22 protein-coding genes are annotated in these 21,872 nt (G+C 73.3%); 11 read left to right on the plus strand and 11 right to left on the minus strand.

Translation table 11 applies throughout. The annotated features are described in order from the left end of the window. Positions 1–180 precede the first annotated feature (180 nt). Positions 181–1,668 (plus strand): aminopeptidase P family protein, encoded by a 1,488-nt coding sequence (locus ACFHWE_RS17555; RefSeq protein ID WP_416602739.1) that lies wholly within the window; start codon positions 181–183, stop codon positions 1,666–1,668. Here the strand turns inward: ACFHWE_RS17555 and ACFHWE_RS17560 are convergent. The 4 genes from ACFHWE_RS17560 to ACFHWE_RS17575 form a co-directional block, all read right to left on the minus strand. Then, entirely contained in the window at positions 1,665–2,420 is a 756-nt protein-coding gene (locus ACFHWE_RS17560; protein WP_416602741.1) for an SAM-dependent methyltransferase, read from the minus strand. The genes ACFHWE_RS17555 and ACFHWE_RS17560 overlap by 4 nt on opposite strands. 58 nt (positions 2,421–2,478) lie before the next feature. Further along, the gene (locus ACFHWE_RS17565) at positions 2,479–2,913 is read right to left on the minus strand and encodes a hypothetical protein (protein ID WP_416602742.1); all 435 of its coding nucleotides are present in this window, start codon (positions 2,911–2,913) and stop codon (positions 2,479–2,481) included. Positions 2,914–3,036: 123 nt separating this feature from the next. Next, positions 3,037–3,708 carry a lysophospholipid acyltransferase family protein gene (locus tag ACFHWE_RS17570; RefSeq protein ID WP_416602744.1) on the minus strand — a complete coding sequence of 224 codons (672 nt, stop codon included), beginning with the start codon at positions 3,706–3,708 and terminating at the stop codon, positions 3,037–3,039. A 102-nt stretch (positions 3,709–3,810) separates the two neighbouring features. Beyond that, a complete protein-coding gene (locus ACFHWE_RS17575) occupies positions 3,811–4,740 on the minus strand; it encodes a serine/threonine dehydratase (RefSeq protein WP_416602746.1) in 930 nt (309 codons plus the stop codon). Between the two features lie 99 nt (positions 4,741–4,839). On the opposite strand from ACFHWE_RS17575, the gene ACFHWE_RS17580 reads away from it, so the two are divergent. Beyond that, positions 4,840–5,802: a LysR substrate-binding domain-containing protein gene (locus tag ACFHWE_RS17580; RefSeq protein ID WP_416602748.1), complete on the plus strand. Its 963-nt coding sequence runs from the start codon at positions 4,840–4,842 to the stop codon at positions 5,800–5,802. Here ACFHWE_RS17580 and ACFHWE_RS17585 read toward each other — a convergent pair. Further along, positions 5,732–6,364, minus strand: a complete 633-nt coding sequence (locus ACFHWE_RS17585) for a trimeric intracellular cation channel family protein (RefSeq protein WP_416602750.1) — start codon at positions 6,362–6,364, stop codon at positions 5,732–5,734. The two genes, ACFHWE_RS17580 and ACFHWE_RS17585, sit on opposite strands and share 71 nt — an antisense overlap. Before the next feature lie 199 nt (positions 6,365–6,563). Between ACFHWE_RS17585 and ACFHWE_RS17590 the strand changes: the two genes are divergently transcribed. Beyond that, a complete protein-coding gene (locus tag ACFHWE_RS17590; protein WP_416602751.1) occupies positions 6,564–7,922 on the plus strand; it encodes a dihydrolipoyl dehydrogenase family protein in 1,359 nt (452 codons plus the stop codon). Between the two features lie 9 nt (positions 7,923–7,931). Here ACFHWE_RS17590 and ACFHWE_RS17595 read toward each other — a convergent pair whose 3' ends face one another. Then, entirely contained in the window at positions 7,932–8,942 is a 1,011-nt protein-coding gene (locus ACFHWE_RS17595) for an N-acetylglucosamine kinase (protein WP_416602791.1), read from the minus strand. Positions 8,943–9,115: 173 nt separating this feature from the next. Here ACFHWE_RS17595 and ACFHWE_RS17600 point away from each other — a divergent pair, with 173 nt between their 5' ends. Beyond that, positions 9,116–10,387 (plus strand): GNAT family N-acetyltransferase, encoded by a 1,272-nt coding sequence (locus tag ACFHWE_RS17600; RefSeq protein ID WP_416602752.1) that lies wholly within the window; start codon positions 9,116–9,118, stop codon positions 10,385–10,387. On the opposite strand, the gene ACFHWE_RS17605 is transcribed toward ACFHWE_RS17600, so the two are convergent. Further along, on the minus strand, positions 10,384–11,427 hold the full coding sequence (locus ACFHWE_RS17605; RefSeq protein WP_416602753.1) for an aminotransferase class V-fold PLP-dependent enzyme: 1,044 nt from the start codon (positions 11,425–11,427) through the stop codon (positions 10,384–10,386). The genes ACFHWE_RS17600 and ACFHWE_RS17605 overlap by 4 nt on opposite strands. Positions 11,428–11,575: 148 nt before the next feature. On the opposite strand from ACFHWE_RS17605, the gene ACFHWE_RS17610 reads away from it, so the two are divergent. Together ACFHWE_RS17610 and ACFHWE_RS17615 are read left to right on the plus strand one after the other, a co-directional pair. After that, positions 11,576–11,851, plus strand: a complete 276-nt coding sequence (locus tag ACFHWE_RS17610) for a RuvA C-terminal domain-containing protein (RefSeq protein ID WP_416602754.1) — start codon at positions 11,576–11,578, stop codon at positions 11,849–11,851. Beyond that, positions 11,848–12,183, plus strand: coding sequence for a type II toxin-antitoxin system PemK/MazF family toxin (locus ACFHWE_RS17615; protein WP_416602755.1), 336 nt, complete (start codon positions 11,848–11,850; stop codon positions 12,181–12,183). The genes ACFHWE_RS17610 and ACFHWE_RS17615 overlap by 4 nt, the downstream gene beginning before the upstream one ends. A 24-nt stretch (positions 12,184–12,207) precedes the next feature. Here ACFHWE_RS17615 and ACFHWE_RS17620 read toward each other — a convergent pair whose 3' ends face one another. Further along, the gene (locus ACFHWE_RS17620) at positions 12,208–12,834 is read right to left on the minus strand and encodes a TetR/AcrR family transcriptional regulator (RefSeq protein WP_416602757.1); all 627 of its coding nucleotides are present in this window, start codon (positions 12,832–12,834) and stop codon (positions 12,208–12,210) included. A 146-nt stretch (positions 12,835–12,980) separates the two neighbouring features. On the opposite strand from ACFHWE_RS17620, the gene ACFHWE_RS17625 reads away from it, so the two are divergent. Next, positions 12,981–14,387, plus strand: a complete 1,407-nt coding sequence (locus tag ACFHWE_RS17625) for an aldehyde dehydrogenase family protein (protein WP_416602758.1) — start codon at positions 12,981–12,983, stop codon at positions 14,385–14,387. A gap of 12 nt (positions 14,388–14,399) precedes the next feature. Here the strand turns inward: ACFHWE_RS17625 and ACFHWE_RS17630 are convergent, their stop codons facing one another. Next, complete coding sequence (locus ACFHWE_RS17630) at positions 14,400–15,944, minus strand: polysaccharide deacetylase family protein (RefSeq protein WP_416602759.1); 1,545 nt, start codon at positions 15,942–15,944, stop codon at positions 14,400–14,402. 173 nt (positions 15,945–16,117) lie between these two features. On the opposite strand from ACFHWE_RS17630, the gene ACFHWE_RS17635 reads away from it, so the two are divergent. From ACFHWE_RS17635 to ACFHWE_RS17650, 4 genes are all read left to right on the plus strand, one after another. Further along, positions 16,118–16,525 (plus strand): hypothetical protein, encoded by a 408-nt coding sequence (locus tag ACFHWE_RS17635; RefSeq protein WP_416602760.1) that lies wholly within the window; start codon positions 16,118–16,120, stop codon positions 16,523–16,525. A gap of 124 nt (positions 16,526–16,649) precedes the next feature. Further along, the gene (locus tag ACFHWE_RS17640; protein WP_416602762.1) at positions 16,650–18,197 is read left to right on the plus strand and encodes an aldehyde dehydrogenase family protein; all 1,548 of its coding nucleotides are present in this window, start codon (positions 16,650–16,652) and stop codon (positions 18,195–18,197) included. Between the two features lie 181 nt (positions 18,198–18,378). Further along, on the plus strand, positions 18,379–18,867 hold the full coding sequence (locus ACFHWE_RS17645; protein WP_416602763.1) for a MarR family winged helix-turn-helix transcriptional regulator: 489 nt from the start codon (positions 18,379–18,381) through the stop codon (positions 18,865–18,867). Positions 18,868–18,933: 66 nt separating this feature from the next. Beyond that, positions 18,934–19,362, plus strand: a complete 429-nt coding sequence (locus tag ACFHWE_RS17650) for an organic hydroperoxide resistance protein (RefSeq protein ID WP_416602765.1) — start codon at positions 18,934–18,936, stop codon at positions 19,360–19,362. Positions 19,363–19,426: 64 nt separating this feature from the next. Here the strand turns inward: ACFHWE_RS17650 and ACFHWE_RS17655 are convergent, their stop codons facing one another. Together ACFHWE_RS17655 and ACFHWE_RS17660 are read right to left on the minus strand one after the other, a co-directional pair. Next, entirely contained in the window at positions 19,427–20,437 is a 1,011-nt protein-coding gene (locus tag ACFHWE_RS17655; protein WP_416602766.1) for a hemolysin family protein, read from the minus strand. Beyond that, entirely contained in the window at positions 20,434–21,813 is a 1,380-nt protein-coding gene (locus ACFHWE_RS17660; protein ID WP_416602767.1) for a hemolysin family protein, read from the minus strand. The genes ACFHWE_RS17655 and ACFHWE_RS17660 overlap by 4 nt, the downstream gene beginning before the upstream one ends. Between the last annotated feature and the right edge of the window lie 59 nt (positions 21,814–21,872).

Consider the following 21,872-nt stretch of genomic DNA (forward strand, 5'->3'; position numbering starts at 1 on the left):
GGCGGGTGGTGGTGAGGGGACTCTTCCCTGGTGATCAGGCATGATCCCGATCGTGCGGGTGTTGTTCCGGTGGCGGGGCGAGGTGGGACGACGCTCCGGTGCACCCGCCCTACGATGGAGGGGCGGGCCGCCACAAGCGGCCGCCCCAGACGACCCACGACCCACGAGGAGAGCCGCGACGTGAGCGAGCAGCAGCGCCCCGGAGCCGAGGACGCCTTCGTGTTCACCCCGCGCAAGAACGGCCAGGCGCAGTCGGTCTCCGACGAACTCGCCGCGTGGATGCGCACCGGATGGGCCGACACCGATCGGCGCGACCTGGAGCCGATCGAGCAGGCCGGGCACACCGCGCGCCGCCGCTCCGCGATCGGGGCCGCCTTCCCCGGTGACCGCATCGTCGTCCCGGCCGGGCGGCTCCTCACCCGCTCCAACGACACCGAGTACCCCTTCCGGGCTGCCACGGACTACGCCTACCTGACCGGTGACACCTCCGACGGCGGCTGCCTGGTGTTGAACCCGCGCTCCGACGGCGGCCACGACGCGGTGCTCTACCTCAAGTCCCGCTCGGACCGCGACAACGGCGAGTTCTGGCTCGGTTCCTACGGCGAGCTGTGGACCGGCCGCCGCAACAGCCTGGGCGAGGCCGCCGACCTGCTGGGTGTGGCCACCGCCGACGTGCGCGCCCTGCCCGGGGCGCTGCGCTCGGCGGCCGGGACCACCCGCATCGTGCGTGGCCACGACGCCGAGCTGGAGGCGATCGTGGACAGGATGCGCGCCGACGTCGACGAGGAGTCGCGCGCCAAGTCCGCCCGGCTCGACGAGGAGCTGGCGGTCACGCTGGCCGACCACCGCCTGGTCAAGGACGAGTGGGAGGTCGCCCAGCTCCAGAAGGCCGTGGACTCCACCGTGCGCGGGTTCCACGACGTGGTGGGGGCGCTGCCTCGGGCCAAGGAGACCTCCGAGCGGTTCGTCGAGGGCACGTTCTTCCTGCGGGCGCGGGTGGAGGGCAACGACGTCGGCTACGGCACGATCGCCGCCTGCGGCCCCAACGCCACCACCCTGCACTGGATGCACAACGACGGGCCGGTGCGCGACGGCGACCTGCTGCTGCTGGACGCGGGTGTGGAGACTACCACCCTCTACACCGCCGACGTCACCCGCACGATGCCGGTCTCGGGCACCTTCACCGCACTCCAGCGCAGGGTCTACGACCTGGTGTACGCCGCGCAGGAGGCGGGGATCGCCGCCGTGGCCCCGGGCCGGCCGTTCACCGACTTCCACGAGGCCGCCCAGCGGGTGCTGGCCGAGGGCCTGATCGGGTGGGGGCTGCTGGAGGGGCCGGTCGACCGGGTCCTGGAACTGGGGCTCCAGCGCCGCTACACCCTGCACGGCACCGGCCACATGCTCGGCCTGGACGTGCACGACTGTGCCGTCTCCCGCCAGGAGGTGCACCTGTACGGCGAGTTGAAGCCGGGCATGGTGCTCACGGTGGAGCCGGGCCTGTACTTCCAGCCCGACGACCTCACCGTGCCAGAGGAGTACCGGGGTGTCGGTGTGCGCATCGAGGACGACGTCCTGGTGACCGAGGAGGGCCGCCGGGTGATGTCGGCGGGCCTGCCGCGCTCGTCGGCCGACGTCGAGGCGTGGCTGGCCGAGCGCGTGCCGCGCTAGCGGTCCCGGGGGCGCAGTACGTACCCGGTGTAGCCGTACTCGCCGCCGTGGTCGCGGCGCAGCGCGATCTCCGCGCGTGCGCCGGCCAGGGCTTCGGCCATGCCGGGGACCGACGGGTCGGCCGTCTCGGTCCGGGCCGCGAGCGGATCGTAGTACTCGGTCCACCAGTCGGATTCGGGCTGGGTGCGCGCGGCCAGGACGCGGTACCCGGCCGCTTCGGCGAGGGCGGTGTTCTCGCGGCGGGTGCGCAGCGGGTAGGCGGCGTCCCAGAAGGCGCGGGCCTCGGGTGAGGGGGCGCTGGTGATCCACTCGCATTCGGTGACGACGAGCGTTCCGCCGGGCGCGATGAGCCGCCGCCAGGACCGCAGTGCGCGGTCGAACCCGATGATGTAGGCCGCCCCCTCCGACAGGACGAGGTCGAAGTGCCCGTCCGGCCAGGGCGGGTCGTCCATGGACCGGTTCTCGGCGGTGATCCTCTCCTGGAGGCCGTCGCGGGCCGCCGCGGCGGTCAGCGTGTCCAGGAACGGCTGGTGGGTGTCGACCGCCGTGACGCGGGCCCCGGTTTCGGCGGCGAGCAGCAGCGCCGAGCGCCCCGGCCCGCAGCCCAGGTCCAGTACCCGGGGCCGGGCGGGCAGCGGCCCGGCCAGGCCGAGCAGGCGGCGGGTGGTCTGCGCCGAGCCCGGCCCCTGACGGGGCAGGTCGGCGTGCAGGGCGAGGAAGGCCGCCATCGGCGCGTCACTGGATTCGGTCACGGGAGCCCTTTCGGTGCGGATACGGCCGCCATGCTCGCACACGTCGGCACCGCGCCGCTCACGCCTCGGCGATGATCGTCACCTCGTCGTCGCGGCGGCAGCCGTCCAGGAGCAGGGTCAGCCCCACGCCCAGCAGACAGGTGTCCTTGGCCAGGGAGAGTCCGTCCTGGGTCGGGCGCAGGCTGCCCTCCTTGCGCATACCGGGGGTGCGCAGGTAGAGGCCGACCAGCCCGGCGGCGAACGCGGCCAGCCCGGCCCCCGCCAGCCGGGCGGGCACGACCGGCAGCAGCAGTGCCGTGCCCAGTGCGATTTCCCCGGCGGAGAGCAGCCGGACGAAGCCGGTCGGCGGGATCTTGCCCAGGAACGGGTAGGCGCCCGAGGCCATGCCGTGCAGCCCCTGGGCGGTCTCCTCGTCGGCGTCGCGCTTGTCCCACCCGGAGTTGAGGATGAGCGCGCCCGCGGTCAGGCGGATCGGCGCGTGGTGGAGCTTCATGGCCGCCTCCCGGGCATGGACGTCTCTTGGGCCGCGTCCATGCCCGTTACCGCTCACGGAACGGGGAAACTCTCCCTGTGGCGACTTGGGGGAGCCGTGGTGTCCCCGTGGTGCCGCTCCGGCTCAGCCCTCGCCGGCGAAGGTGTTGTACTTGCCGGCCCGCTCCTGGCCGGAGAGACCGTGGATGGCGTCCATGATGTGGTCGGTGATCTCCCGGCGCGCCTTGCCCGGTGCCAGGTGGTCGTAGCCGGTGGAGAAGTCCAGCGGCTCGCCGAAGCGGACGGTGAAGTGGTGCGGGCGCGGCATCGAGGCGCCGATCGGCTGCACCTTCTCGGTGCCCGACACCGCCACCGGAACCACGGGCGCCTTGGACTCCAGCGCCAGGTGGGCCACGCCGGTGCGGCCCCGGTACAGCCGCCCGTCGCGCGAGCGCGTGCCCTCGGGGTAGACCACGCACGCCTCGCCCTCGCGCAGCCGCTCCAGCATCAGGTCCAGCGAGGCCATGGCGTCGCGGGCGCTGGTCCGGCGCACGGGCACGGCCCCCAGCGCCCCGAACAGGGCCTTGGCGGACCGCCCCTTGAGGCCGCTCCCCTCGAAGTAGTCGCTCTTGGCCAGGAACCTGACCCGGCGCGAGGTCACCGACAGTGGGATCACGACACTGTCGACGAAGGAGAGGTGGTTGCTGGCCAGCAGGACCGCCCCGGTGGCGGGGATGTTCTCCCGGCCCTCGACGGTCGGCCGGCACAGGGTCCGGGCGAGGACCGCCGCGGTCTGCCGCAGCGCACCGTAGAACACGGATTCTCCTTCACGATGTGGTGGGATGCCCACCACAATGTAAGGGCGACCCGTCGGTAACGCGGGAGGCAGGGTCCCTTTGTGCCCCACGTCACCTCCGGCTCAGCCGTCGTGGTGCCAGCCCGCGTTCGCCCCGCACACCACCAGGCACGGGTTCTCACCGGGGACCCGGCCCGCCAGCCACGCAGCGAACGGCACGGCCGCGGCGGGTTCGGTGGCGATCTTGAACTCCTCCCACAGGCGGTCCTGGGCGCGGGTGATCTCCCCGTCGTCGACCAGGGCGGACTCCACCGGACGACCGCGCAGCACCTCGAAGGGGACACGGCCCAGGGCCGGCGCGCCCAGCGCGGAGGCGGCGGCCGAGTCGACCGGCCCGGTGACCGGGTGCCCGGCCGCCAGCGCGGCGTGCAGGCTCGCGCAGCCCTGCGGCTCCGCGCCGACCACGCGTCGGCCGCCCGCGCCCAGGAGCACGCCCGCCACCAGCCCGCCGCCGCCCACGGCCACGGCCACGGTGTCGCACTCGGGCGCGTCGGCGGCGATCTCCAGACCGATGGTGCCCTGGCCCGCCACGATGAGGGGGTCGTCGAAGGCGTGCAGGTAGCGCACCCCCTCGTGTTCGGCGCGGGCACCGGCGGCCTGGGACGCCTCGGCGTAGCCCTCGCCCACCCGTACGATCTCGGCGCCCGTCGCGGCCAGAGCCGCGGCCTTGGCCTGGGGGACCGTCTCGGGTACGTAGACCGTGGCCCCGATCCCCAGGAGCCGGGCGGCCGTGGCCACCCCCAGCCCGTGGTTGCCGCCGGAGGCGGTGATGACCCGCTGGACGGGTTCGCCGCCGAGCAGGGCGTTGAGGGCGCCGCGCAGCTTGAACGCCCCCGTGCGCTGGAGGTGCTCCAGTTTCAGGGTGAGCGGCCTGCCGTCGACCTCGGCGCGCAGGACCGGGGTGCGGCGGGCGTAGGGTGCGATGCGCTCGGCCGCGGCCCGCACGTCGGTGGCCGTGGGTGTGCGTGCCGCGTGTGCTGTAACGGGACTCATGCTCACCACTGTGCCGCCGTTTCCGGTTAACGTGAAGTTGGGTCTGCTAAAGATGGTGAAGCTCAGCTTTGTGTCGGACCGTGTTCGGAGGTGGTGCCGGTGCTGGACGCCCACCGGCTGCGCGTCCTGGTGGAGGTCGCGCACGCCGGGTCGATCGCCGCCGCCGCCCAGCGGCTCTCCTTCACCCCGCCCGCGCTGTCCCAGCAACTCACCAAGCTCGAACGCGAGACGGGCTGCGTGCTCGTGGAGCGCGGCCGGACCGGCGCGACCCTCACCGAGGCCGGGCGGGTCCTGTTGGAGTACGGCGAGCGGGTCCTGGGGGAGTTGCGCGACGCGGAGGCCGCCGTCCGGGCCATCGCCGGTGAGCCGCCCCGGCACCTGTCCCTGGGGGCGTTCGCCAGCGCGGGCAAGGTGCTGCTGCCACGGACCCTGGCGGCCTTCGGCCACGCCCACCCCCACGTGCGGCTGTCGCTGTCCGACATCGAACCACCGGGCGGCTACGACCTGCTCACCTGTGCAGAACTCGACCTGCTCGTCACCCACCGGTACCCGGGGGTGCCCCTGCCGCGCACGGGCGGACTGCACCGCGAACGCGTGCTCGTGGACCCTCTGATGGCGGTGGCCCCCGAGGGCCACCCGATCACCGACCGGCCCCCGTCCCTGCCCGACCTGGCCGGAGAGGAGTGGATCTGCGGAGCTCCGGGCGTCCACGACCGGATCAGCCTGGACACCGCGGCCGCCGCGGCGGGGGTGCGGCTCAACGTGGTCTACGAGACCCGCGACTACGAGGTGGCGCTCGCCCTCATCGAATCGGGGGTGGGCGTGGCGCTCATCCCGAGCAGCATCCTCGGCGCGGCCCGCACGGGGGCCTGGGTGAGCCGCCCCCTGCACGGGGCCCGCCTGGCCAGAGAGATCTTCGCCGTCCACCGCCGGCGCCCCTCGGAGCCGGTCTCGGCGATGGTGGCGACGCTGCACGAGACCGCGGCGCGCCTCACCGGGTCCGCGCCCCCGGCGGGCTCGGCGCGTTCCACCGGTAGCGCAGCGACAGGATCCGGACCGTGAAGCACACGAGCGCGCCGACGGCGGCGACCCAACCGGCGCCGAACCCGAACACGTTCACGACCACCACGAACCCGGCGCCGAGCATCGCCGGGATGGCGTACAGGCGGGAGTCGGCGCTCAGTACCGTCGGCACCCGGTTGAGCAGCACGTCGCGTACCGTGCCGCCGCCGACCCCGGTGATGGCGCCCAGCAGGGTGGCCTGCAACGGCCCGAACCCCATCTCCAGGGCCTTGGTCGCCCCGATCACCGCGAACAGGCTCAGCCCCGCCGCGTCGGAGACCAGGATCGCCTTGTTCAGGCGTCTGAGCCGGTGGCCGAGGAAGAACGCCACGGTGCCCCCGGCCAGCGCGGTGACCAGGTAGCGCCAGTCCTGGAACGTCGCCGGGGTCACGCCGAGCAGTACGTCGCGGATGATGCCGCCGCCGATGGCGGTGACCACGGCCAGCGACATGACGCCGACGATGTCCACCCGCGCGGTGCGGATGCCGGTCAGGGCTCCGTCGAGGGCGAACGCGAACACGCCGACGAGGTCGAGGACGAGGATGATGGTCTGGGTGGACATGCCTGTGCGCCGGGGGCGGCGGTCCCTTCGTGTTCGACGGCGGAACGCACCACAGTCAAACACGGCCGCCGACCGTTCCCGCACGTCAGCGGTGTGAGCCCGGACACCGGGAGGCACCCCGGCGTGTCGGCCCCGCGCGGGCCCGCGCCAGGGGCGACGATCGCGGGGAGCACCGGAGACCGGGAAGGCGGAAGGCCCTATGGAGCACGTCGACGTGATCGTCATCGGTATGGGACCCGGAGGTGAGACCGTCGCCTCCCGGCTGCTGGACGCGGGGCGCAGGGTCGCCGTGGCCGAGCACGCACTCATCGGCGGCGAGTGCGCCTACTACGCCTGCATCCCCTCCAAGGTGCTGCTGCGCACACCCGAGGCCCGCGGCGAGGCCGGGGGTGCCGCCGGGCTGGAGCGGCCCGCGGTGGAATGGCCGGCCCTGCGCGCCCGCCGCGACCGGATGGTCCGCCACCTCGACGACACCGCGCAGGCCGACGGCTACCGCGACCGCGGCGCCCTGCTGCTGCGCGGGCGGGCCCGTGTCACCGGCCGCGCCCCCTGGCGGGTGCGGGTCGGGGAGAGCGAGGTCTGCGCCGACCACGTCGTCGTGGCCACCGGATCGCGGCCGGTGCGCCCACCGGTGGAGGGGCTGGACGCCCTGGGGCCGGACCGGGTGTGGACCAACCGGGAGGCCACCACGCTCACCGACCTGCCCGGCAGCGCTCTGGTGGTCGGCGGGGGAGCGGTCGGTATCGAACTGGGCCACTTCCTCGGCGCGATGGGGACCCGCGTCACCCTCCTCCAGCGTGGCCCGCGCCTGCTCGACCGCGAGGACCCGCGGCTGTGCGCGCGGGTCGGGCGGGCCTTCGCCCGCAACGGGGTGGATGTGCGGGTGGGTACCGAACTGCGGTCGGTGGCCCCGGACGGGGCGGGTGTGCGCGCCGTGCTCGGCGACGGCGCCGCCGTCCGAGCCGACGTCGTCGTGCTCGGAGCGGGCCGCCGTCCCGCCGCCGACGGGCTCGGGCTGCCCGAGGCGGGGGTCGGCCTGGAGGGGACGGCCCTGCCCGTGGACGAGTACTGCCGTGCCGCGCCCGGGCTGTGGGGCGTCGGCGACGCGACGGGCCGGGCGATGTTCACCCACGTGGCCAAGTACCAGGGCAGGGTCGTGGCCGACAACATCCTGGGGCGCGGGCGCGCCGCCGACTACACGGCGGTGCCCCGCGTGGTGTTCTGCGATCCGGAGGCCGCCGCCGTGGGCCTGACCGCGCGGCAGGCCCGCGACCGGGGCATCGACACCGCCGTCGCCGAGGTGGACGTTCCGGAGAACACGGCGCGTCCCTGGACCTATACCGCCGACCCCGAGGGTGCGCTCGCGCTGGTCGCCGACCGGGGCCGCGGCGTCCTGGTGGGGGCGTGGGCGCACGGCCCTCTGGCCTCGGAGTGGATCCACACCGCGGCCCTGGCCGTCCGGGCGCGGGTGCCGGTCGCGGTTCTGGCCGAGTCGGTTCCCCAGTTCCCCACCTTCAACGAGGCCTACCTGGCTGCCCTGGAGGGGTTGGGGATGTGAGAGGCGCGCTCAGGCGGCGTCGGTGCGTCCCGTTCTGCGCCCGGTTCGGGTGAACACGCCGTGCAGCCGCGTGTCCGCCGCGTCCGCACCCGCCTCCAGCGCCGCCAGCCACGCCGCTCCGCCGACGGAGCAGCCCGCCGGGAGGATCCGCGACCCGGCGGTGCCCAGTGCGAGTTTGCGGGTGAGGGCGGCGCGCACGGGTTCGGAGTGGGCGAGGACCCCGCCGGCCAGCACGACGGGCAGCCGTTCACCGGGGGTGCGGACCTGGTGCACCGTGTGCGCCAAATGGCCGGCCGCTGCCTCCACGATCACCGCCGCCGCCGGGTCGCCCAGCGCGTGCGCTTCGCTGACCAGCGGTGCCAGCGCGGCCAGCGCCACCGGGGGGCCCTCGGTCAGTGTCCGCGCGAAGTTGCGGGCGTGCTCCTCGGGCCAGTGGTCCTCCCCTTCCGCGGGGCGCTGCCCGGGGATCACCCGCTTGGCCACGGCCGCGCCCAGCGGGCTGAGGTCGCTGCCCCGGGACAGTTGCCGTGCCGTCTCCTTGGCCGCCTGGTGGCCGATCCAGAACGCCGAGCCGTCGTCGCCGATCAGCCAGCCCATGCCGTCGGCCGACCTGACGCGGCGGCGCCCGTCGATACGGGTGGCGATCGCCCCGGTGCCGGCGATGAGCACGGTGCCGTCCGGGGCGGGCGTTCCCGCGGCGAAGGCCGTCTCGTCGTCGCCGGTGAATGCGGCCCGCTCCGGGGCCAGGCCTACTTCGGCCAGGGCACCCTCCATCCGCGCGCGCACGTCCGGGTCGCGCAGGGCCGAGGCCCCCGCCAGGCCGACGACGGTCCGGGCGACGGCGGCGCGCGACCACTGTCCGGCCTGGTCCAGCGCGCCGTCGAGTGCCTCGGCGAGCTGCGCGGCGGCCCGGATGGCACCGTGGGTGCCGGGGTTGGACCCGCCCGCCCACGACTCGCCCAGCCGTTCGCCGGTGGGCGCGGCCACGATCGCGCGCGTGGTGGAGCCGCCCGCGTCCACCCCGACCACGAGCCGGTCGGTGTCGCGCGGGGTGCCTGTGCGGTGGGAGTGCATGGAATGAGTCACACCATGAGCGTCCCCCCGTGCGCTCGGGGATACTCCTTCCCCGGGGCCGCGCGGCGCGCCGCGGAAATTCGGTGGCGGCCGGGGCTGCTCTCCTGTTGGGTGGACCCATGGCGAACGATCCCGGCCCAGAGCAGGCCGCGGCGGTGTGGACCGTGCGCGGCATCGAACCCGACGAACTCCCCGACCTGGTCGCGGTGGTCGGGGAGGCGCTGCTGTCCTCCGACGATCCCCGGGAGCGGGCGGACCGCTTCCGACCGGTGGTCGAGGCCGCCGGATACGACCGGTTCCTGGTGGCCGTCGAGGGCGATCGAATCGTCGGCACGGCCGGGTCGTTCGACTTCGAGATGGCCATGCCGGGCGGTCCGCGCCCGGTCGCGGGTGTGACCGTCGTGGGCGTGTGGCCTACCTACCGGCGGCGGGGCGTGCTCACCGCCATGATGCGCCACCAGTTGCGCGACCTGCACCGCAGGGGCGAGCCGCTCGCCGCGCTGTGGGCCTCCGAAGGCGGCATCTACGGCCGGTTCGGCTATGGTGCGGCGTCGGTGGAGACGCACCTGACCGTGCCGCACCCCGCCGCGGTACTGCGTCCCGACGCCCCCCGCGACCCGGCCCTTCGCACCTTCCTCGGCGATCCCGGAGAGGTCCGCCAGGAGATCGCACGGGTGTTCGACGCGGCCGTCGCCGACCGGCCCGGCCGCTACCGGCGCGACGGCCACTGGTGGGACCGCGTCCTGGACGACCGGCCCGAGACACGCGGCGGCTCCGGCCCCCTGCGGGCGGTCGTGGTCTCCGGCGGCGACGGCCCGCGCGGCTACGCCCTGTACCGGATCAAGGGGGAGCCCACACTGACGGGCTGGGAGAGCGAACTGCGCGTCCAGGAGCTGGTGGCCTCCGACCCGGCCGCCCGTGTCGCCCTGTACGAGCACGTGTTCGCCCGGGACCTCGTCGCGCGGATCGCCTTCGAGCACACCGCCGTGGACGATCCGCTGTGGTCCCTGCTGGCCGACCGGCAGCGGATCCACGCGGCGCCGGGCACCGCCCTGTGGGTGCGCTTGGTGGACGTACCCGCCGCCCTGGCCGAACGCTCCTACGCCGCGCCTGTCGACACCGTCGTGGAGGTCACCGACCGCCACGCGCCGTGGAACGCCGGCCGTTGGCACGTCAGGGCCGACGGCGGCGGCGCCTCGGTGGAGGCCACCGGCGCCGCCCCGGACCTGGCGTTGGACGCCTCCCACCTGGGTGCCGCGTTCCTGGGCCAGCACACCCTGGCCGCCCACGCGGCGGCGGGCCTGGTCGACGAGCGTACGCCGGGGGCGGCCGCGTCGCTGGACACCGCGCTGCGGGTGCCCCACGCGCCCCTGTGCGGGACCATCTTCTAGCGCAGGGCCTTCACCAGCCGGTCCACGTCGGACTCGTCGTTGTACAGGTGGAAGGAGGCGCGCAGCCGCCCGTCGCGCTCGGCGGTGGCGATGCCCGCCGCGCGCACGCGTTCGGCCGCCTCGGGCTCCACCTTCAGGGAGACGATCGCCGACCCGGCCGGCTCCAGCCCCATCGCGGTGCGCAGCCGGTCGCCCAGCGCGGCGTTGTGCGCGCCGATGGCCGGCACCCCCACCTCCTCGATGAGTTCCAGGGCCGGTGCCAGGCCGATCCAGGCCGACCACACAGGGCCCAGGTCCAGGCGGCGGGCGTCCTCGGCGAGGGCGTGCGGCCCGCCGTAGAGGGACTCCCAGGGCCGCGCGCAGGCGAAGGGGTTGGGTGCCAGTGGCCGGAGCGTGTCCAGGGCCTCGGGGGTGGCGGTCAGGTAGGCACCGCCGCGCGGGCCCAGCAGCCATTTGAAGGTGCTGCACACGGTGAAGTCGACGCGGTCGGCCGGAACCGGGAGCCAGCCCGCGGACTGGGTGGTGTCCAGCATCAGCCGGGCGCCGTGGTCGGCGCAGGCCGTCACCAGGTCGTCCACGGGGGCGATGGCTCCGTTGGAGGACTGGACCGCGGACACGGCGACCAGGTCGGTGCCGGGGCCGATCCGTTCGGGAAGCCGTTCCAGCGGGACCTGTTCGACGGTGAGCCGGCCGTCGGTCATGAGCGGGTGGACCGCCGATCCGTACTCCCCCTCGGAGGTCAGGACCCGTGCTCCGTCTGGCAGGGACCGGGCGATGGTCCCCACGAACTGGGAGGTGTGGGTGCCGGCCGCGACCAGGCTCGCGGGGACGCCCACGAGCCGGGCGTAGGCGGAGCGGGCCGCCTCGATGTCGGCGTCGGCGTCGACGGCCTGGAAGCGGCCCGAGGCCACCTCGTCGGTGTGCCTTCGCAAGGCCAGGACCGTCCGGCGGGGCAGGAGGCCGTGGGTCGCGGTGTTGAGGTAGACGCCCTCGGGGGTGAACTGTTCGCGGGCGGTGTGCGGTCGGCTGGTGTCGTCCATGGCCCCGATGCTGTCGGAGTCCGCGGGCCGCCTCAAGGTCCATTCGGGGCCCGAATCGGGGTCCAGTCGTTCGGTCTCTCGCGCCGTACGACGTGGTTTTCGTCCCGTGTGCCTGCAGCTTGTCCAACATCAGTTGGACAACGAGAGTATGAGTACCGGGTTTCGACCCACCGAAGCGGACACGCAGCTCATCGAATGTCTGAAAGGCCCTGGGGAGCCCACCAGCGAGCTGATTCGACGCGGGCTGCGGTCCCTGGTCAGAGAGGAGCAGCGACGCAGAGCCCACGAGGACATGGCCCGCATCGCCGCTTCTCGCGAGAATCCCGCCGATGAACCGGACGAAGGGGAGTACACGGAGGACGGCCGTATCCGCATCGTTGGCGCGGACACGATCGTCAACGCGCGTCCGGAGGAGACCCGTTGATCCAAGGCGCCGCCTACCCGATCGAACTGAGGGACGCCAAGCGTGGACACGAACAGCGCGGGCGCCGCTTGGGCATCGTTGTCAGTGACGGTCCGCGCGTATGGTCCACGGTGACCGTCGTCCCCACATCGACCAGTGCCCAGTCCGCGCTGTTCAGACCTCGATCGCACATCGCTGGGCGCGACACTCTGGCCCTCACGGACCAGATGCGGACCATCGACACCAGCTATGTGCTCGGTGACCCGGCTGGCTATCTGGACCAGGCCGACATGACACGGGTGGAGTACGCGTTGGGTCTGTGGCTGGGCCTGAGCGTCGAGGTGGGTTTCTGACGCGGACGCGTCGAACGCCGGGCGTCAGTCCCGGGCTCCCAGGGCGCGCAGCAGGTAGGGGAGCAGGCGGTCGGCCAGGTCCGCGCTCGGGGTGGTGCCGGGCACGTGGGGGACGAGGTAGGTGTGCGTGGTCATCGGCCCGATCACCATCTCCCCGACGACCACGGGGTCGGCCACCGGTTCGATCTCGCCGCGCGCGGCGGAGCGCTCCAGCAGCGCGGCGACCCGGTTCTGCAGGGGCACGATGTAGGCCTCGAACAGCACGTCGGCCAGTGCCTGGTTGTGCGCGGCCTCCCCGATGACGGCGCGGACCAACTGCCCCGAGGGGCTGTCGAGGGCGCGGGCCTTGTCGTGCAGCAGGCGGGACAGGTCCGAGCGCAGGCTCCCGGTGTCCTCGTCGGGGCCCAGGTCCTCGATCCAGGCCTGGGCGGCCCCCACCACCAGGTGTTCCTTGGACCTCCAGCGGCGGTAGAGGGTGGCCGTGGAGACCCCCGCCCTCTTGGCCACCGCGGCGGTGGTCAGTCCGCTGTATCCGCGGAGGCGGAGTTCGGTCAGGGTGGCGTCCATCAGCGCGCGGTCCCGGGCCGCGTCCCGTGGCCGCCCCCGGGAGGGGGCGGGGCCGGACACGTCCGGCAGATGGTCCGTGGTCATGCCCGGAATCCTATGCCAGCCGCTGTTTCCGGAGCGTGTCCGGATGCGGCGCCCGCTTCCGCGCGGGGAGGAGGGGCGCGCGGAGGATTCCGGCCGGCGGCGTTCTACCCCTATGGAAACGAAACGCTTTCGTTTACCATCGGGTCATGTCGAAGACCTACGCCCCCAGTGAAGACGCCGTCGCCGACATCCCCAAGATCGTCGGCGGCCTGCGCGCCGCGTTCGCCGACGGCCGCACCAAGCCGGTCACCTGGCGCCGTGAACAACTGCGCGCCATGCGGCACCTGCTCACCGAGGAGCGCCCCGTACTGGAGAAGGCGCTCAAGGACGACCTGGGCAAGAGCCCGGTCGAGGCGCACACCACCGAGATCGGCTTCGTCCTCAACGAGATCGACCACACCCTGAGACACCTGAAGTCCTGGCTGCGCCCCCAGCGGGTCTCCGTACCCGCGGCGCTGGCCCCGGCCAAGGCCCGCAAGGTGCGCGAACCCCTCGGCACCGTGATGATCATCGCCCCGTGGAACTACCCGCTGAACCTGGCCCTGGCGCCGTTGGTCGGCGCCATCGCGGCGGGCAACACCGCCCTGGTCAAGCCCAGCGAACTCGCCCCGGCCACCGCCGCCGCCCTGGCCGACCTGGTCCCGCGCTACCTCGACACCGAGGCGGTCGCGGTGGTCCAGGGCGGCATCCCCGAGAGCACCGCCCTGCTGGAGCAGCGCTTCGACCACATCTTCTACACCGGCAACGGCGCGGTGGCGCGCCTGGTCATGGCCGCCGCCGTCAAGCACCTTACCCCCGTCACCCTCGAACTGGGCGGCAAGAGCCCCGCGATCGTCGAGCCCGGAGCCGACCCGGCCGCGACCGCGCGGCGCCTGGCCTGGGGCAAGTTCACCAACGCCGGACAGACCTGCGTGGCCCCCGACTACGTCCTGGCCGTCGGCGACAGCGCCGAGGCGCTGGAGCGCGAACTGGCCGCGGCCGTCACCGAGATGTTCGGCGACGACCCCAGAACGAGCCCCGACTTCGGCCGTATCGTCAACGAGCGTCACTTCGACCGGCTCACCGCCCTGCTGGACTCGGGCACCGCGGTGGTCGGGGGCGAGTACGACCGCGACGGCCTCTACATCGCCCCGACGGTCCTGGACGGGGTGGACCCCGGCGCGCCCGTCATGGCCGAGGAGATCTTCGGTCCCGTCCTGCCAGTCATCCGCATCCCCGACCTGGACGCCGCCATCGCCTTCGTCAACGAGCGCGACAAGCCCCTGGCGCTGTACGCCTTCACCGGGTCCGCCGAGACCAAGCGCCGCCTGACCACGGAGACCTCCTCGGGCGGCCTGGCCTTCGGCCTGCCGATCGCCCACCTGGCCGTGCCGGGCCTGCCCTTCGGCGGGGTCGGCGAGAGCGGTATGGGCGCCTACCACTCCGAGGCCTCGATCGACACCTTCTCGCACACCAAGTCGGTGCTCGACAAGTCCCTCGTGCCCGACACCATGCGGCTGGCCTACGCGCCGGTCACCGGATTCAAGGAGCGGCTCCTGCGCCGCATGCTGTGATCCGGTCGGCGCTCACTGGGGTCGGGCGTCGGTGAACACGTCGCCTGGCTCCAGCATGTCGCCGAACATCTCCGAGACCGTCACGAAGTGGTACCCCTGCCGGTGCAGCTCCTTGAGCACCGGGGGCACCGCCCGCACGGACGGTTCGTGGATGTCGTGGAGCAGCACCACGCTGCCCGCGGTGCTCTTGTCCAGCGCGCGCGCGACGATCTCGTCGGTGTCGCGGCTGCGCCAGTCCATGGTGTCTACGTCCCACAACAGGATGGGCAGGCCGGCGTGCTCGCGCACCGTCCCGTTCAGGGCGCCGTAGGGCGGGCGCAGGGTGGGCGGGTCCGAACCGATGACCTCGCGCACCGCCCGGTTGGTCCGGCCCAGGTCGGCCTCGATCCCGGCGGCGGACATCGCGCTCAGGTCGTCGTGCTTCCACGTGTGGTTGCCCAGCTCGTGCCCCTCGGCGTCCATCCTCGCCACGGTCTCGGGGAACTCGCCCACCAGGGAGCCCAGGACGTAGAAGGTGGCCTTGGCGTCGAAGGCGGCGAGGCTGTCCAGGAGGTCCTCGGTGTGCTCGCCGGGGCCGTCGTCGAAGGTCAGGGCCACGCACTTGAGCCGCAGGCAGTCCAGGGTGTCCTTCTCCGAGACGGGCCCGTCGGCGGACAGCCCTGAGGCGGGGCCCTCCAGCGCCGCGTCGCGCGCGTGGAATCCGAGCGCGGACAGGATCCCCTCGGCCGCTCCGGCCTCCAGGGGCAGTACGACATCGCTCACCCGGCCGGTGCCCGGCAACTGCGTCGGGTCCAGGCGCACCGCCAGGCCCCCGGCGGTGCTGAAGGCCAGGTCCTCGAAGGGCGAGCCCTCCCACGCCTGGGCCGCCTCCGCCGCCCGCACGGGGTCGAGCAGGTCGGTGCCCTCGCTCCCGGCGGTCTCCGCCGGGACGCCTCCGGGAGCGACCGCCCCCTCGGGGGAGGCGGTCTCCCTCGCGCTGCGCAGGGCGACCTCGCCGACGATCCCCGGAAGCTCCTCCAGGGACAGGCCGTAGTCATCGAGCAGGGCGTCGGCGAGCACCAGGTGGGCGCGTTCGATGGCCGCCTCACCGCGGAACAGCGACGTCCAGGGCAGCACGTCCCCGCTCTCGGCGTCGTACCACAGTGTGGTGGCCTCCTCGTGGTCGCGGATCCCCGCGGAGGAGACCGCTGTGAGGCGGACCCCGACCACGTCGGAGGAGGCTGCCAGGAGTGCCGCGTCCTGCCGCAGCTCGGGTCGGCCCCTGCCGGTCAGCTCCTCCAGGAACGCGGTCTGGCGGCGCGCCATCGCGGTGCGCACCTCCATGGTCAGCGGGTGTGCCTCGCCCAGGAGCGGGTAGCGGTAGCCCACCACGCTGTGGTCGGTGTCCACGGAGTGCTCGGCCACGCCGAGGCCGGGCACCTCGCCGACCGGCAGGCGGATCGCCTCGGCGCGCGCCTCCTCCGGCGCGTCGGAGTGGCAGCCCGACGCCAGGAGGAGCAGGCCCAGGGCCGCGGCAGCGCGGGCACGGAGTTCTCGTCTCAGTGAGGTCACAGACACGCTGGGACACTATCCGAAGAGCCACCCCATTACTACTCAACGCGACATGAAGAGCGCACCGTGTCATGAATGTGCGGGGCGATGGGTTTCTCCGAACCGAACCGTGTTTGCGCGCGTCCCAGTGCGTGGCGGTACACGTCCCGTGTGCCCCAACCGATCGAGAGAGACACCCGATGCACTACGGTCCCGGCCAGCCGCCCGAGGGCACAGGGGGGTACCAGTCCCCGCCCGGAGCGGGTGGGGGGTATCCACCGCCGCCCGGCGGGATGGGCGGCCCGCCTCCGCCGCCTCCCCCCATCGGCGGCGGCCCGCCGCCGGGGTCGGGCGGTATCCAGGGCGCGGCCATCGGCGCCATCGTCGCCAACGCCATCGGGCTGTGCCTGTGCTGGATGTTCTCGATCGTGGGGCTCGTCCTCGGCATCGTCAGCGCCTCCATCGCGGGCAGCAACCCCCAGGCGGCACGGACGTGCATGGTCATCTCCTACGCCATGTTCGGCGTCGGCATCGTCGCCTGGGTCGTCTACCTGGTGTTCTACGGCGGATCGGTGATCTGGTCGATGAACGAGTCCTCCTACTACTAGCGGGGCCGTTCCCCGGTGGTCCCGGGGGCGCGCCGGGCGTCCGCGGCGGTGGACCTGGACCGCAGGGGCCGGAGTTGGCAGTGTGTGGGATGCCAGGTCCACCTCTCGACGAAGAGAGCATCCCATGCACACCGCCGCCCTTCCCGACACCGACGCCCTCGCCGACCGCGCCCGGGCCGCTCTGGAGCGCTGCGGGGTCGACCGGCTGCGCGAGCCGATCGGCGCGGCCGGGATGGCCCGCACCCCCATCACCGGCCAGCACCTGTTCCCGGTCGAGTTCGACACCCCCGCCTCCGCGGGGCGGGCCGTGGCCGCCGCCCGCGAGTGCTTCTCCCCGGTCTGGCGCGACACCCCCGCGCCCCAGCGGGGCGGGCTCGTCCGGCGCCTGGGCGAACTGCTGCGCGAACACAAGGCCGATCTCGCCGAACTGGTGACGATCGAGGCGGGCAAGATCACCTCCGAGGCCCTCGGCGAGGTCCAGGAGATGATCGACATCTGCGACTTCGCCGTGGGGCTGTCCCGGCAGTTGTACGGGCGCACGATGCCCTCCGAGCGGCCGGGCCACCGCCTCATGGAGACCTGGCACCCGCTGGGCGTGGTCGGGGTGATCACCGCGTTCAACTTCCCCGTGGCGGTGTGGTCGTGGAACACCTGTGTGGCGCTGGTCTGCGGGAACACAGTGGTGTGGAAGCCCTCGGAGGCGACCCCGCTCACCGCGCTGGCCTGCCACGCGATGCTCATGCGCGCGGCGGCCGACACCGGGGCGCCCTCCGGCGTACACACGGTGGTGCTGGGCGGCCGCGAGGTCGGCGGGGCGCTGGTGGACGACACCCGGGTGGCGCTGCTGTCGGCGACTGGGTCGGTGGCGATGGGGCGCCAGGTCGGCCCGCGCGTCGCGGCGCGGGTGGGGCGCTGCCTGCTGGAACTGGGCGGCAACAACGCCGCGGTGGTGGCTCCCTCGGCCGACCTGGACCTGGTGGTGCGCGGCAGTGTGTTCTCCGCGGCGGGGACCGCGGGACAGCGCTGCACCTCGCTGCGCCGCCTGATCGTGCACGAGACGGTCGTCGACCAGGTCGCCGAGCGCCTCGTGGTCGCCTACAAGCAGCTACGCGACCGCATCGGCGACCCCTTCGGGGAGTCGACCCTGGTGGGGCCGCTCATCACCCGGCACGGGTACGAGGCCATGGCCGGGGCGCTGGAGCGGGCCGCGGCCGACGGCGGCGACGTCCTGGTCGGCGGGGGGCGCCGCCTGGAGGAGGCGGGCGCGGACGCCTACTACGTCGAGCCGGCGCTGGTGCGCATGCCCGGGCAGACGGAGGTCGTGCGGGAGGAGACCTTCGCCCCGATCCTGTACGTGATGTCCTACCGGACCCTGGACGAGGCGATGGAACTGCACAACGGGGTGCCCCAGGGGCTCTCCTCGGCGATCTTCACCCGGGACCAGGCCGAGGCGGAGCTGTTCCTGTCCTCGGCCGGGTCGGACTGCGGGATCGTCAACGTCAACATCGGTACCTCGGGTGCGGAGATCGGCGGCGCCTTCGGTGGGGAGAAGGACACCGGCGGCGGCCGAGAGTCCGGTTCCGACGCCTGGAAGGCGTACATGCGGCGGGCGACCAACACGGTCAACTACGGCGGCGGTCTGCCGCTGGCCCAGGGCGTGCGTTTTCTTTGAGACGCGATTCCTCCCGAGCCCCCAAGGGGCCGGGGCTCCTCGCGAGGCCACGCCGAAGCGAGGGGTGCGCCGCTGTACGGCGAGCCCGGACAAAAACATTGCGCAAAATCATGTTGTGGACAACTAATGAGTGCTACGGTGGCCGTGCGGCCACAGCGGACACGGGAGAGGGGAGCGGGCCATGGCAGACGGACAGCGGGACGAGCACCTGGCACTGGAGAACCAGCTCTGCTTCTCCCTGTACGCGGCCTCACGGGCCCTGACCGGGCTCTACCGCGACCTTCTGGACGACCTGGGGCTCACCTACCCCCAGTACCTCGTCCTGCTCGCCCTCTGGGAGCGCGACGCGCTCACCGTGAAGGAGTTGGGACGCGCCCTGCGCCTGGACTCGGGCACGCTCTCACCGCTCCTGCGCCGCCTGGAGCGCGCCGGACTCCTCGACAGGCGCCGCAGCGCCGACGACGAGCGCGTCGTCGAGGTCACCCTGACCGAGGAGGGCGAGCGGATGCGCTCGCGGGTGTGGACGGTACCCGGGCGCGTCCTGTGCGCGGCCGGGCTGGACCCGCAGCAGGCCGGTGAGCTGCGGCGGGCGCTCGACCGCCTCACCGCGTCGGTGGAGTCCGCCCCCCGAGGCGGGCGCTCGCGCCCCGTACCCGGGGCCGGGTCCTGAACACCGTCGGCCGCATCCCGAACCACGGCGCCCCGCTGGGCGCCGGACCACACAGAAAGGCAGTCCATGGCTCTCGACATCCTGTACAACGCCAACGCCACCGTCACCGGTGAGGGGCGCGCCGGAACCGGCAAGACCGACGACGGCCGCCTGTCGGTCGACCTGTCGGTCCCCAAGGGGCTGGGCGGCGACGACGGCCCCGGCACCAATCCCGAGCAGCTCTTCGCGGTGGGCTACGCCGCCTGCTTCCACGGCGCCCTGAAGAAGGTCGCCCGCGGCGCCGGTGCCGACCTGGCCGGCTCCACCATCGACTCCCGTGTCGGCCTGGGCAAGGCCGAGGACGGCCTGTCCCTGGAGGTGGACCTGGTCGTCACGATCCCCGGGGCCGACCAGGCCAAGGCCGAGGAGCTCGTCGAGGCCGCCCACCAGGTGTGCCCCTACTCCCGCGCCACCCGCGGCAACATCGAGGTCAACCTCACCGTCAAGACGTCCTGACGCCGAGACGGAGCCGGGGGCGGGGGACGGTGCGTCCCCCGCCCCCGGCGGTTCCCGTCCGGCCTCAGGCCGCGGTGTCCAGCAGCAGCAGCCGGTCCAGGATGTCCTGGAGGGTGACCAGTCCGCGCAGCGCACCGTCCTCCTCCACCAGGGTCAGGTGGCTGCGGCTCTCCCGCATGACGCTCATCGCCGCGTACATCGGCGTGTTCGTCGGAAGGGTGAGCACCGGGCGCATCAGGTCGGCCGCCGTGGTCCCCGGCGGGCGGGTCAGGGCCTCGCGCACGTGCAGCACGCCCACCGGCTGCTCCTGGTCCACGACGACCAGGCGCAGGTGTGTGGAGGAGCGGGAGACACGCTTGATCTCCTCCAGGCCGGCCTCGGGCGCCACCCACGCCATCTCCTCGCGCGGGGTGATGATCTCGCTCAGCGGCCGAGAGTTGACCTCCAGCGCGGTGGCGAGCTGGTCGCGGCGCTCGGAGTCCAGGGCCCCGGCCTTGACCGAGTGCTCCACCAGCTCGCGCACCGAGTCGGGGTCGTGCCCCGCCGACACCTCGTCCACGGCCTCCACCCCGAACCGGTGCAGGAACCAGTTGGTCATCCCGTTGAGGGTGACCAGCAGGGGTCGGGTGAACCACATGAACGCCTGCATCGGGATCGACAGCAGCGTCGCAGACTTCTCGGGGTGCGAGATCGCCCACGACTTGGGCGCCATCTCACCCACCACCAGGTGCAGGAACGTCACGACCGTCAGGGCGAGCACGAACGAGACCGTCGAGGCCACCGCGTGCGGCAGCCCCGAGAACAGCGGCTCCAGCAGGTGGTGCACGGCGGGCTTGGAGATGGCCCCCAGGGCCAGCGTGCACAGGGTGATGCCCAGTTGCGAACCGGCCAGCAGCAGTGACAGGTCGCGGGCGTTGCGCAGCGCGGCGCGCGCCGACACGCTGTGCTCGGCCTGGGCCTCCAACCGGTAGCGGCGGGCCGCCACCAGCGCGAACTCGATCGCCACGAAGAACGCGCTCAGCGCGATGATGAACGCGGTCAGGGCCAGCGCCACCCACGGGTTCAGGTCGCTCATGCCCGCACCTCCCGGGACCGGGCGTCCGCCGCCTCGTGCAGGCGCAGCTCCACGGTGTGCGGAACGTGCCGCTGCACGGAGTCGACGATCAGTGTCAGCTCCATGTCAGGGTCCTCCTCGTGGGCGCCGGCCGGCCGGGGCAGGGCGATGTCGACCCGGTCGCCCACGTCGGGCAGCCGGTGCAGCTCGTGGATGAGCAGGCCGCCCACGGTCTCGTAGTCGCCCTGGGGCAGGTCGTGGCCGAGCAGTCGCTCGGCCTCGTCCACGTGCAGGGCGCCCGGCACCATGTAGCCGCCCTCGTGCTCCAGGTGCGCCGGGGCCTCCTCGTCGGGGGAGTGCTCGTCGGCGATCTCCCCCACGAGCTCCTCGGCCAGGTCCTCGGTGGTGATCACCCCGGCCAGGCCGCCGTACTCGTCGAGCACGCAGGCGAACTCCTCGTCCGCCTCGCGCAGCCGGTCCAGCACCTCCGGCAGCGGCAGCGAGGTCGGGACCATGACGGTGGGCCGCGCCACCTCGCTGACCCTGATCGCGGCCAGGTCGCGCTCGCCCAGGGCCAGGACGTCGCGCAGGCAGATCACGCCCACGATGTCGTCCACGCCGTCGCCCAGCACCGGGAAGCGCGAGTGGTCCGAGGCCATCAGCTCGACGACCCGGCTGACCGGGTCGCCCTCCTCCACCGTCGCCACCTCCGGGCGCGGGATCATCGCGTGCCCGGCGGTGCGCTCGTGGAAGTCCAGGGTGCGGTCCAGCAGGGCGGACAGCTCCGCGGGCAGGTCGCCCTTCTCCCGGGACTCGGCGATGATGCTCTCCAGGTCGCGCGGGGTCGCCGCGTGCTGGACGTCCTCCAGCGGCGTGATCCGTACCGCCTTGAGCAGGACGATCGCCGCCTGGTCGAACAGCCAGATCACGGGACCGAAGACCCGCAGGTAGATGTTGGTGGACAGGGCCAGCCAGCGGGCGACCGGCTCGGGGCGGGCGATCGCCAGGTTCTTGGGGAAGAGCTCGCCGAACACCATCTGCACCGCGGTCGAGAACAGCAGCGTGAAGACGGTGCCCACGGCCACACCGGTGGCCACGGGGACCCCGGTCAGCCCCAGCAGTTCACCGATGCCCTGGCCGATCATCGGCTCGGCCACGTAGCCGACCAGCAGGCCGGTCACGGTGATGCCCAGCTGGGCGCCGGAGAGCATGAACGAGGTGCGGTCGGTGACCTTCTTGACCCGCCTCGCGACGGGGTCGCCCGTGGCGGCCCGAGCCCGGACACGGGAGCGGTCCACCGCCATGAAGCCGAACTCCTGGGCGACGAAGTACCCGTTGGCGGCGATGATCACCAGGATCACCAGCAGGCCGACGGCGATACCGAGGACGGTGCTCATCGGGCACGCACCGCCTGTGTCCGCCGCGGGGCGGGGTTCCTGTACCGGTGCGCGCCCCT

The sequence above is a fragment of the Nocardiopsis sp. LOL_012 genome (assembly GCF_048060475.1).
GTDB lineage: Bacteria > Actinomycetota > Actinomycetes > Streptosporangiales > Streptosporangiaceae > Nocardiopsis.